The sequence below is a fragment of the Pseudomonas sp. H1_D04 genome (assembly GCF_054683855.1).
Window position 1 is genome coordinate 6,291,432 of the sequence record NZ_CP162826.1, and the last position, 12,053, is coordinate 6,303,484.

Annotated in this window: 9 protein-coding genes; 5 read left to right on the forward strand and 4 right to left on the reverse strand. The window is 60.1% G+C overall.

Annotation, left to right across the window (positions count from 1 at the left end):
* Window positions 1-33 precede the first annotated feature (33 nt).
* Window positions 34-1,230: a XylR family transcriptional regulator gene (locus AB4N82_RS28920; protein ID WP_099603344.1), complete on the reverse strand. Its 1,197-nt coding sequence runs from the start codon at window positions 1,228-1,230 to the stop codon at window positions 34-36.
* Between the two features lie 139 nt (window positions 1,231-1,369).
* Here AB4N82_RS28920 and xylA point away from each other — a divergent pair, with 139 nt between their 5' ends.
* The 4 genes from xylA to AB4N82_RS28940 all read left to right on the forward strand — a co-directional run bounded on the left by xylA (window position 1,370) and on the right by AB4N82_RS28940 (window position 6,628).
* Window positions 1,370-2,686 carry a xylose isomerase gene (xylA, locus tag AB4N82_RS28925; protein ID WP_460104063.1) on the forward strand — a complete coding sequence of 439 codons (1,317 nt, stop codon included), beginning with the start codon at window positions 1,370-1,372 and terminating at the stop codon, window positions 2,684-2,686.
* 250 nt (window positions 2,687-2,936) lie between these two features.
* A complete protein-coding gene (gene xylF, locus AB4N82_RS28930) occupies window positions 2,937-3,938 on the forward strand; it encodes a D-xylose ABC transporter substrate-binding protein (protein ID WP_122764075.1) in 1,002 nt (333 codons plus the stop codon).
* A gap of 5 nt (window positions 3,939-3,943) precedes the next feature.
* A complete protein-coding gene (xylG, locus tag AB4N82_RS28935) occupies window positions 3,944-5,491 on the forward strand; it encodes a D-xylose ABC transporter ATP-binding protein (RefSeq protein WP_177326417.1) in 1,548 nt (515 codons plus the stop codon).
* Window positions 5,492-6,628: a sugar ABC transporter permease gene (locus tag AB4N82_RS28940; RefSeq protein ID WP_095186434.1), complete on the forward strand. Its 1,137-nt coding sequence runs from the start codon at window positions 5,492-5,494 to the stop codon at window positions 6,626-6,628. It abuts the gene before it with no gap.
* A gap of 51 nt (window positions 6,629-6,679) precedes the next feature.
* Here AB4N82_RS28940 and soxR read toward each other — a convergent pair whose 3' ends face one another.
* A complete protein-coding gene (soxR, locus tag AB4N82_RS28945) occupies window positions 6,680-7,132 on the reverse strand; it encodes a redox-sensitive transcriptional activator SoxR (protein ID WP_095186433.1) in 453 nt (150 codons plus the stop codon).
* 88 nt (window positions 7,133-7,220) lie between these two features.
* Between soxR and AB4N82_RS28950 the strand changes: the two genes are divergently transcribed.
* A complete protein-coding gene (locus AB4N82_RS28950) occupies window positions 7,221-8,636 on the forward strand; it encodes an MFS transporter (protein WP_099603340.1) in 1,416 nt (471 codons plus the stop codon).
* 877 nt (window positions 8,637-9,513) lie between these two features.
* On the opposite strand, the gene AB4N82_RS28955 is transcribed toward AB4N82_RS28950, so the two are convergent.
* Both AB4N82_RS28955 and AB4N82_RS28960 read right to left on the reverse strand, forming a co-directional pair.
* A complete protein-coding gene (locus AB4N82_RS28955) occupies window positions 9,514-10,764 on the reverse strand; it encodes a glycoside hydrolase family 68 protein (RefSeq protein WP_032885445.1) in 1,251 nt (416 codons plus the stop codon).
* Window positions 10,765-11,015: 251 nt separating this feature from the next.
* The gene (locus AB4N82_RS28960) at window positions 11,016-11,954 is read right to left on the reverse strand and encodes a pectate lyase family protein (protein ID WP_032885448.1); all 939 of its coding nucleotides are present in this window, start codon (window positions 11,952-11,954) and stop codon (window positions 11,016-11,018) included.
* Window positions 11,955-12,053 lie beyond the last annotated feature (99 nt).

Here is a 12,053-nt window from a genome sequence, read left to right on the forward strand (position 1 = left end):
TCCCACAGTGGGTTCAGCAGTGTATGTAAGGCCTTACTCAGGGACAGATAACGCAAACTCCGCGCCCCGCTGGTACTCCCGGGGCGTACAGCCAAACTCGCGACGAAACACGGTGTGCAGGTACTGCGCCGAGGTGAAGCCGCAGGTCGACGCGATGTCGGCAATCGCCAGGTCGCGGTTTTCCAGGCCTCTGGCGGCAGCCGCGAGTTTGAAGCGCAGGATTTCGTCATGCACGCTGCAATTGCGCACCTTACGAAAGTGCGCTTCCAGGGATGAACGCGACACACCGACATACGCCGCCACTTGAGCGGTCTTGATGCCCTGGCAAGCGTATTGGCGGATAAACAGCAGCGCCTGCATCACGTACGGATTGCCCAAGGGTTGATGAAGGCTGGAGGCCTGGACGTTGATTGCGTCCGGCGGCACGAGGATTTGCGTACCGGTGCAAGGCTTGCCGTGCAACATCTGGTGCAACAGCGCAGCGGCAGTGCGACCCATGGTTTCGGTGCCCTGGATCACCGAACTCAGCGGCACTCGCGTAAGGGTTCGGGTCAGCGGATCGTTGTCGATGCCGATCAGCGCCACTTGTTCCGGCACGGCGATGCCGGCTGTGAGGCAGGCTTGCAGCAATTGCCGGGCACGGGCATCGGTCACGGCAATAATGCCAATGGGCTTTGGCAAGCTGTGCAGCCAGGCGATCTGCTGCTCCACTGCGCTGTCCCACAACGGCGCGCTGGTGCCGAGGCCGCGATACACCTCCACCTGCAAGCCGTCGCGCAGCATCAGGCGGCGAAAGGCTTTTTCGCGCTCCTGGGCCCAGCGGTTGGCCTGCGCTTCGGGCAGGCTGAAGCAGGCAAAGCGCGTCAGCCCTGCCTCGATCAAATGCGCGTAGGCCAACTTCATCAATGCGTAATTATCGGTGGCCACATAGGGGATGCCCTTGGGGTACGCGCGGCCGTCTTCATAGGAGCCGCCCACCGCTACCACCGGCAACTGACTGTCGGCCAATGCCTCGCCTATCAGCGGGTCGTCGAAGTCGGCAATGATACCGTCGCCCTGAAAACGCTCGATGCCTTTGAGGCGGCATAGAAAGTCCTCTTCCAGGAACAAATCCCAGGACACACGCGTACTGCTCAGGTAATTACCGATGCCGGCGATGATGCCGCGGTCGTAGATTTTGCTGCCGTTGAACAGCAGCGCGATTCGGTGCACGGGCGGTAGGGTTTTCATTGTTTTTGTCCTGGGGCCTGTCGCGACAGACTAGCCCTCGCTGCACAAAATCGCACTACGCCTTGGTGATTTTCATAATCGCCAGCCCCATCGCCGTTGCTAGTATCCAGACACCGCCAAGAACAATAAGGAAAACGCCATGCCGTACTTCCCCGGTGTCGAGAAGGTTCGCTTCGAAGGCCCCAGCAGCGATTCCCCCCTCGCCTTTCGCCATTACGACGCCAACAAGTTGATCCTCGGCAAACCCATGCGCGAGCACCTGCGCATGGCTGCGTGTTACTGGCACACCTTCGTGTGGCCCGGTGCCGATATGTTTGGCATGGGCACCTTCAAGCGCCCGTGGCAGCGCAGTGGCGACCCGATGGAGGTGGCCATCGGCAAGGCGGAGGCGGCCTTTGAGTTTTTCTCCAAACTGGGCATCGGCTACTACAGCTTTCACGACACCGACGTGGCGCCCGAAGGCAGCTCGCTCAAGGAGTACCGCGAGCACTTCGCACAGATGGTCGACCATCTGGAGCGTCACCAGGAACAAACCGGGATCAAACTGCTGTGGGGCACCGCGAACTGCTTCAGCAACCCGCGCTTTGCCGCCGGCGCTGCCAGTAACCCGGACCCTGAAGTGTTTGCCTACGCCGCCGCCCAGGTGTTCAGCGCGATGAACGCCACCCTGCGGCTCAAAGGCTCAAACTATGTGCTGTGGGGCGGCCGTGAAGGCTATGAAACCCTGCTCAACACCGACCTCAAGCGCGAGCGCGAACAGCTCGGGCGCTTTATGCGCATGGTGGTGGAACACAAGCACAAAATCGGCTTCAAGGGCGACCTGCTGATCGAGCCCAAGCCCCAGGAGCCGACCAAGCACCAGTACGACTACGACAGCGCCACGGTGTTCGGCTTCCTGCATGAGTACGGCCTGGAACACGAGATCAAGGTGAATATCGAGGCCAACCACGCCACCCTGGCCGGGCACAGCTTCCATCACGAGATCGCCACGGCCGTATCCCTCGGTATCTTCGGCAGCATCGACGCCAACCGTGGCGACCCGCAGAACGGCTGGGACACCGACCAATTCCCTAACAGCGTCGAGGAGATGACCCTCGCCACCTATGAAATCCTCAAGGCTGGCGGGTTCAAGAACGGCGGCTATAACTTTGATTCCAAGGTACGGCGTCAGAGCCTGGATGAGGTGGATCTGTTCCACGGGCATGTGGAGGCCATGGACGTATTGGCGCTGGCCCTGGAGCGTGCGGCGGCCATGGTGCAAAACGACCGATTGCAGCAGTTCAAGGACCAGCGTTATGCCGGTTGGCAACAGCCGCTGGGCCAAGCCGTGCTGGCGGGTGAGTTCAGCCTGGAATCGCTGGCAGAACACGCGTTTGCCCATGAACTGAACCCGCAGGCGGTGAGCGGGCGACAGGAGATGCTCGAAGGTGTCGTGAACCGGTTTATCTACACCTGACCGATGCTGTGCGCAGTTGATTGTGACTGCAGTTGTAGTGAGCGGGCTTGCCCCGCGCTGGGGCGCGAAGCGGCCCTGAAATCAGGCACCTCGGTGTGTCACGTAAAATTGCATCGTCTGGTTTGGGGTCGCTTCGCGCCCTAGCGCGGGGCAAGCCACTCACCACAAAAAAGCCAGGCTACACACAACGCAAACAGCAACAGCAGTGTTCGGCTAGAGTCTTCCAACAACAATAAAAGGACGCACCAACATGAAGTCATTCAAACGTACCCTGCTCGCCACCGCCCTGGCCCTGCTCGCACTGCCGGTGATGGCCGATTCCGCCCACCCGAAAATCGGTTTTTCCATCGACGACCTGCGCCTGGAACGCTGGTCCCGCGACCGCGATTACTTCGTCGCCGCTGCGGAAAAACTCGACGCGAAGGTCTTTGTGCAGTCCGCCGATGCCAACGAGCAGAAGCAGATTTCCCAGATCGAAAACCTGATTTCCCGGGGCGTCGATGTGATCGTTATCGTGCCGTTCAACGCAACGGTGCTGACCAACGCGGTGGCCGAAGCCAAGAAAGCCGGGATCAAGGTGGTGTCCTATGACCGCCTGATTCTCAATGCGGACATCGACGCCTACATCTCCTTTGATAACGAAAAGGTCGGCGAAATGCAGGCCAGCGGTGTGCTGCAAGCGGCGCCCAAGGGCAACTACTTCCTGCTCGGCGGCGCGCCTACCGACAACAACGCCAAGGTGCTGCGCGAAGGCCAGATGAAGGTGCTGCAACCGGCCATCGACAAGGGCGATATCAAGGTAGTCGGCCAGCAGTGGGTCAAGGAGTGGAACCCCACCGAAGCCCTGAGCATCGTCGAAAACGCCCTGACCCGGAACAACAACAAAATCGACGCCATCGTCGCCTCCAACGACGCCACCGCCGGCGGTGCGATCCAGGCCCTGGCCGCGCAGAAACTGGCGGGCAAGGTGCCGATCTCCGGACAGGACGCTGACCTCGCCGCGATCAAACGCGTGATCGACGGCACCCAGACCATGACCGTGTACAAACCGCTCAAGCTGATTGCCACCGAAGCCGCCAAGCTCTCGGTGCAACTGGCACGTAACGAGAAGCCCACCTACAGCTCGCAGTACGATAACGGCAGCAAGAAAGTCGACACCATCCTGCTCACCCCGACTTCGCTGACCAAGGCCAATATCGATCTGTTGGAGAAGGACGGGTTCTATACCAAAGAGCAGATCGGCGGGCAGTGACCGCCATGGCTGACTATCTGCTGCAAATGAACGGCATCGTCAAAAGCTTTGGCGGTGTCAACGCGCTGAACGGCATCGACATCACTGTGCGGCCGGGGGAATGTGTCGGCCTGTGCGGTGAAAACGGCGCGGGTAAATCCACACTGATGAAGGTGCTGTCGGCGGTCTACCCGTACGGCACCTGGGAGGGTGAAATCCTCTGGGATGGGCAACCGCTCAAGGCTCAGTCCATCAGCGAAACCGAGGCCGCCGGTATCGTGATCATTCACCAGGAACTGACCCTGGTGCCCGACCTGTCGGTGGCCGAAAACATCTTTATGGGCCACGAACTGACATTGCCCGGCGGGCGCATGAACTACCCGGCGATGATCCACCGCGCCGAAGCGTTGATGCGTGAACTCAAGGTGCCGGACATGAACGTCGCCTTGCCGGTGTCGCAGTACGGCGGCGGCTACCAGCAACTGGTAGAAATCGCCAAGGCGCTCAATAAAAAAGCGCGCCTGCTGATCCTCGACGAGCCCTCTTCGGCCCTGACCCGCTCGGAAATCGAGGTACTGCTCGACATCATCCGTGACCTCAAAGCCAAGGGTGTGGCCTGCGTGTACATCTCCCACAAGCTCGATGAAGTGGCGGCGGTGTGCGACACCATTGCGGTGATCCGCGACGGTAAACACATCGCGACCACGGCCATGGCCGACATGGACATCCCCCGGATCATCACGCAGATGGTCGGCCGTGAGATGAGCAACCTCTACCCCACCGAGCCCCATGCCATCGGCGAGGTGATTTTCGAGGCGCGCAACGTCACCTGCTATGACGTGGACAACCCCAGGCGCAAGCGTGTCGATGATATTTCCTTCGTGCTCAAGCGCGGCGAGATCCTCGGCATTGCCGGGCTGGTGGGCGCCGGACGCACGGAGTTAGTGTCAGCGCTCTTCGGCGCCTACCCCGGCCGCTACAGCGCCGAGGTGTGGCTCGACGGCCAGGTAATCGACACGCGCACGCCGCTCAAATCGATTCGCGCCGGGCTGTGCATGGTGCCCGAGGATCGCAAGCGCCAAGGCATCATTCCCGACCTGGGCGTGGGTCAGAACATCACCCTGGCGGTCCTCGATACCTATGCGCATATGACCCGCATCGACGCCGAAGCTGAACTGGGCAGCATCGACCAGCAGATCGCACGCATGCACCTCAAGACGGCCAGCCCGTTTTTACCGATCACCAGCTTGTCCGGCGGCAATCAGCAAAAAGCCGTGCTGGCGAAAATGCTGATGGCCAAGCCCAAAGTGCTGATCCTCGACGAACCCACGCGCGGGGTGGACGTGGGCGCCAAGTATGAGATCTACAAACTGATGGGCGCCCTGGCGGCCGAAGGCGTGTCGATCATCATGGTCTCCTCGGAACTGGCCGAAGTGCTCGGCGTGTCCAACCGCGTGCTGGTGATCGGCGACGGCCAGTTGCGCGGCGATTTCATCAATGAAGGGCTCACCCAGGAACAGGTGCTCGCCGCTGCGCTCAGCCAAAACAACAATAATGATCGGAAGACCGCGTAGATGAATCAGGTCAAACAGCTGTTTACCCGCTACAAAATGCTTGCGCTGGTGATCGCCGTGGCGGTGATCTGGCTGTTTTTCAGTTGGCAGACCGAGGGCGGTTTCCTCACACCGCGCAACCTGTCGAACCTGCTGCGGCAGATGGCAATCACCGGGATTCTGGCGTGCGGCATGGTGCTGGTGATTATTAGCGGCGAGATTGATTTGTCGGTGGGTTCGTTGCTGGGGTTGTTGGGCGGGTTGGCGGCGATCCTGGATGTGGTTTATCACATTCCGCTGCTGGCCAATCTCAGCCTGGTGGCGCTGTGTGGGCTGATGATCGGTTTGGCCAACGGTTACATGACGGCCTACCTGCGCATCCCCTCTTTTATCGTTGGCCTGGGCGGCATGCTGGCGTTTCGCGGGATTCTGCTGGGGATCACCGGCGGCACCACCATCGCGCCGGTGTCGCCGTCGCTGGTGTATGTAGGCCAGGGGTATTTGCCGCATTCGGTGGGGATTGGCCTTGGAGTCTTGCTGTTTGCCCTGACCCTGTTGTTGACCTGGAAACAACGGCGCAACCGCGCGCTGCATGGCTTGGCGCCGCACGCCCTGGTGCGCGACGTGCTGCGCGTGGCGGTGATCGGCGCGGTACTCGCCGGGTTCGTCACCACCCTCAACAGCTACGACGGCATCCCCGTACCAGTGCTGCTGTTGCTGGTGCTGCTCGGCGTGTTCAGCTACGTCACCAGCCAGACCGTGTTCGGCCGCCGCGTGTATGCGGTGGGCAGCAATATGGAAGCCACGCGCCTGTCGGGCATCAACGTGCAGGCGGTGAAACTGTGGATCTTCGGCATCATGGGCGTGATGTGCGCCCTCGCCGGCCTGGTCAACACCGCGCGGCTCGCGGCGGGCTCACCGTCGGCGGGCAATATGGGCGAGTTGGATGCCATCGCTGCGTGCTTTATTGGTGGTACGTCGATGCGCGGCGGCTCGGGCACGGTGTATGGCGCGTTGCTCGGGGCGTTGGTGATTACCAGCCTGGATAACGGCATGTCGATGCTGGACGTGGACAGTTACTGGCAGATGATTGTGAAGGGCAGCATCCTGGTGTTGGCGGTGTGGGTGGACGTGAGTACGCGCACGGGGCGGCGCTGACGCCACCCTCACAAACACCACAAATCCCGTGTGGGAGGGGCGGTGGTCGTCTCACTTTCCGAGCAACACGGCCCCATCCCCCAACTGCCCCAGGCGATCCCCCGGATTGCGCAGCGGGCAATCATCCAGGGACAGGCAACCACAGCCGATACAGCCATCGAGTTGGTCGCGCAGTTGAGTGAGGCTGTTGATGCGCTCACTCAACAGGTCGCGCCAGCGGGTGGAGAGTTGGGTCCAGTCCTTCGCCGTCAACGGCCGTCCTGAAGGCAGTTCGTCCAACGCGTCCTTGATGGTCGCCAACGGAATGCCCGCGCGCTGCGCGACCTTGATCACCGCGATCCGGCGCAGTACGTCACGCTGATAGCGACGCTGATTGCCCGCGCTGCGTTGTGCGTGGATCAACCCCTTGGCTTCGTAGAAATGCACCGTGGCCACGGTCACGCCGCTGCGGCGGGCCAATTCGCCCACGCCGAGGGGGATGCGCACATCGATTTTCGCTTCCATCCAGCTCTTGACCTCATCTAAACATGAGGTTTTATAAAGGGTGTCGGCTTGCCTTGGCAAGCCTTCAGTCCTTTGAATCGGAGCCTACATGGACACACCTCAACCCTCCCCTTCCAACTGGGCCGCGCTGTTGTCCGGTGCCAACGGCGTACGTTCGCTCGCACTGGCAGGCGGCGTGGTGCTGCATGCGATCAACGTGTACATCGCCACCACGATTCTGCCGTCAGTGGTCCAGGACATCGGCGGCATCGACTACTACGCCTGGAACACCACGTTATTTGTCGCCGCCTCGATCCTCGGTTCGGCGTTGTCGGCGCGCCTGCTCGGCAGCCTCGGGCCGCGTGCGGCGTACCTGGTCGCCAGCCTGGTGTTTGCCGGCGGGGCCTTGGCCTGTGCGTTTGCGCCGTCCATGCCGGTGATGCTCGTAGGGCGGTTGGTGCAGGGGCTGGGCGGTGGGTTCTTGTTCGCGCTGTCCTACGCGATGATTCGGTTGGTGTTCGATGAAAGCCTGTGGCCGCGCGCGATGGCGTTGGTGTCGGGGATGTGGGGCGTGGCGACGCTGGTCGGGCCAGCGGTGGGCGGGGTGTTTGCCGAGCTGGGCATATGGCGCGCGGCGTTCTGGTCGTTGATTCCGGTGGCCGGGTTATTCGCGGTGCTGGCGGCGGCGGTCCTGCCCAAGCGCAGCACCGATAGCGTTGAGCCGACACCGCTGCCACTCGCCCAACTGGTGCTGCTGACGGCTGCGGTACTGGCGGTGTCGGCCGGCAGCGTCTCGTCCACCCTGCCTCTGAACCTGCTGGGGCTGGCCGTGGCAGCGGTGTTCACCGCGCTGCTGATCGTCACGGAAAGCCGCGCCCACCATCGACTGTTGCCCGCCGGAGCGTTTCGGATCACCACTGCACTCGGCGCGCTGTACGCGACGATGTCATTGCTGGCAGTGGCCGTGACCAGTGGCGAAATCTTCGTGCCGCTGTTTCTTCAAGTCCTGCACCACCAGTCGCCGTTGGTGGCCGGTTATCTGGCGGCACTGATGGCGGCCGGCTGGACGCTGGGGTCAATCGCCAGCGCGGGTGTGACGGGCGGCAACATTCGACGAGCGATCCTGGCCGGGCCGATCCTGGGCGTGGTGGGCATGGTGGCGCTGGCCATCTTGATGCCCGTCGAAAGCAACGGCAGCGGGCAGACGCTCACACCGATCTGCCTGGCGCTTATCCTGATTGGGTTGGGCGTGGGGCTGGCGTGGCCGCACTTGCTGACTCGGGTGTTCCAGGTGGCGCCGGCCGGCGAGCAGGACCTTGCCAGCGCGTCGATTACCACCGTGCAACTGTTCGCTACCGCGTTTGGCGCGGCACTGGCGGGCATGGTCGCGAACGTCGCCGGCCTCACTGAACCCGGCGGTGTCGAAGGCACCGCGAGCGCTGCGGTGTGGCTGTTTGGGGTGTTTGCGCTGGCGCCTGTGGTGGGTGTTCTGATTGCCAGGCGGGTGGTTCGCATGATCGGTTAGTGGCCATTTCTGGAGATTGCCAAGACCACCGTGGATTATGAACGGCTCAAAAATCACTGCTTGAACGGGGTCAAAGGTGGGAGGGGGCTTGCCCCGATAGCGGTGGACCAGTCGACACCTTCTTGACTGAGGCACCGCCATCGGGGGCAAGCCCCCTCCCACATTGGATCTCCATTTGTCAGGACCGGCCGAGTATGTGGCTCATGGTGGTCTTGAGCTTCAGCGCCGCCAATCTTCCAGACACAACACCAGTCAAAGGTGGGAGGGGGCTTGCTCCCGATAGCTGTGGACCAGTCGACACCTTCTTGACTGAGGCACCGCCATCGGGGGCAAGCCCCCTCCCACATTGGATCTCCATTTGTCAGGACCGGCCGAGTATGTGGCTCATGGTGGTCTTGAGCTTCAGCGCCGCCAATCTTCCAGACACAACACCAGTCAAAGGTGGGAGGGGGCTTGCTCCCGATAGCTGTGGACCAGTCGACACCTTCTTGACTGAGGCACCGCCATCGGGGGCAAGCCCCCTCCCACATTGGATCTCCATTTGTCAGGACCGGCCGAGTATGTGGCTCATGGTGGTCTTGAGCTTCAGCGCCGCCAATCTTCCAGACACGACACCAGTCAAAGGTGGGAGGGTTGCCCCCTCCCACACTGGATCTCTGCTTGTCAGGGCCGACTGAGTATGTGGCTCATGACAGCCTTGAGCTTGAGCGCCACCAATCTTCCAGGCACAACACCGGTCAACGGTGGGAGGGGGCTTGCCCCCGATAGCGGTGGACCAGTCGCACCTTCTTGACTGAGACACCGCCATCGGGGGCAAGCCCCTTCCACATTTGGATCGGTTTACACCTGATGAATCAGGCTGGCTTTTGCACTGCGGTCACTGGCTCAACACCACATCCCGCATCGCCGGAATGTAACCGTAGTCGTATGCCTCCTGCACAAACGAGCGAGCGCCCTTCAACACGATCCTGACCGTCGGTGCCTCGGTGCCGCCGATGCGATAGTCATCGCCGGTGGTGGGCACGCTGTCGATAAACGACGTCACCAGGCCGTTGGGCATCACGCAGTGAGAGTACGTCTGGAACGGCTGCGAAGGCGGGTTGCCAAGTACCAGCCCCGACGCATTCATCAGCGTATAGGGGCCGAACAGATGATCACTGACGAACCCATAGACGCCATCCGGCCCCGTCACGCCATCCGCATAGGTGAACTTGTGGCTGATGGTGAACAGGTAGTACTTGTTGTCCTGGAACACATAGTGCGGCCGTTCGGTCTGGTCGTTCACGCCAACGGCCGTGACCAATGGCGGCAGGATTTCCCACTCGTCACCGTTGAGGTCCTTGGCCACGGCAATGCCGATGCACCCCACCTGATAACGCGCGCCCCCCACATCTTCATGCCCTGGCGGCACCAGGCCTATTTCATTCGGGCCCACTTCGTGAGTCCCGCGCTCGCCGGCCACATTGCCTTCGAACACCATGTACAACTTGCCATCGACGGGATCGATAAAGGGGCTGGGATCGCGAAAGTTCCAGGTCGCATTCTGCGCTTCGGTTTGGTAGTAGGTGCCGTCGGCATCGAACAACGACTTGACCTGATCAAAGCCCTGGAGCGTGACACCGGTGTCCGACGTGACAACCTGGCCCCTGACTTTGGCAATCGTGGCACCCGGCGTGACGCAGGTGTAGTACAGATCGATGTCACCGTTGTTATTCAACAGAATCGGCGTGCCCGCCCATTCACGGGTGGTCGGCGAAACCCCCTCGGCCATGACACGGCCGCCGAAGATCCAGTCTTTGCCGGTGCGCGAATACCAGTAGCAGATCCGCGCATGACCATGGCGGTCTTCCCAATCGCGCTTGATGTCGTAACGGCCATCAGCATTGATGAATTGTGGATCATGGGGGCGACGGTCGGCGGTCAAGGTGAAGATCACCGACCAGCCATTCACCGATACCACCGTGCCATCCAGTTCACGCAATGGCATGGTGTCCCAAATAAAGACCGTGTCACTCATGACAGGAAAGTCAGGACTCACTAACGGCTGTGTCGTCGTCGGGTCATTCTCATTAACTTTCAGCGCATCGGCCCGTGTCCAGCGAGTGGGTGTGTGATTCGCATGTTTCATGATGATGTCCTTTTGCTAACGCTTAAGTGACAAGCGAAGATTAAATAGCACCTGGCAGCCAGTAACTTAATACTGACTGAAAGAGCAAGAGATAGTTGGCCCTGCAAGTGCGCACCAAGGTTTAACATGGGCACTTGCTTATAGCAACATTAAGAATTATTCATATTACAAAGGCCATCACTGTATTTATATCCTTGATATACATACAGTGGCACTTGCAATAAATGACAGCCAAGTAGAAAGCTAGCTACTCAACTACCGAATACTAGCGTCCCAGCCTGGGCGCCGGCATTCTTCTGTGTGAAGTCCTTGGCTTGCGCCGCCGTCTTCAAGGTATAGGCGTAGTTTGAACTTGCCGTCCATTGTGCTTTGGGTGACTTCTGGTTGGTGATCGGCGGCACACTGTTTGTATCAGTGAACGTCCCGGTACCTTTGTCATCCAACATGCCTTTATTTTGGCTGCCTTCGCCAAAATAGTTGCTTTCAGAGAGGATATTGGCGTTCTGTGCGAGGGTAAAACCGAGATGGAAGTTATTGACGTAGTTGTTATACACATGAAAATAACCGTAACGCATCAAGCCGGGCGCGCGTACTTCCATGTTGTCGAAGCGGTTGTGGCACAACGTCAGGCGCGGATAACCGTTGAACTCTGCCTTATTATCATCCGCCGGGTGCCCGAAGATCAGCCCGTACTTGTGGCTGCCAAAGAAGCAGTTGCTGATGGTGGCATAATCGGCTTTTTCACCGATATACAGCAGCTTGTCTTCACTGCCGTCAGTGGTGGACCAGGTGTGCCCGACAAAAGAGCAATGATCGATCCAGTACTTGCTGCCGTAGTTCAAGTACACCTGAATATCGTCATTGGCCTTAATGCTCGCCGAATGTTTGAAGATAATATTCTGCAGAATAATGTTCTGGGACTGCGCGGTTGCACGCAGGTGAATATTCTCCAAAGTACGGTTCTGGAATGAACCGATCAGGGTCTTGTTGGCACCCATATTGACCTTGGTCAGGCTCGACGCCGAGATATTGCTGTTGATCACCAACACCCGTGGGGTGGTGTCGCCAATGTTGGCCTTGAGTTGATCCAGCGTGGTGATACTGACCACTTGGCCAGACCAGCCGCCGGTGACTTTTGCCGCAAGGGCGAAACCGGTCAGGCCGGTGAGTTTGCTTTCTGGATACGACATGAGTTCCCTCTCTCTATAAAAACGGCTCGATGTAACGAGCCTGTGGGGTAAGTTAATCCATTAACTTTCACACAGTGTTTGGCATGACTGAGGTTGCCA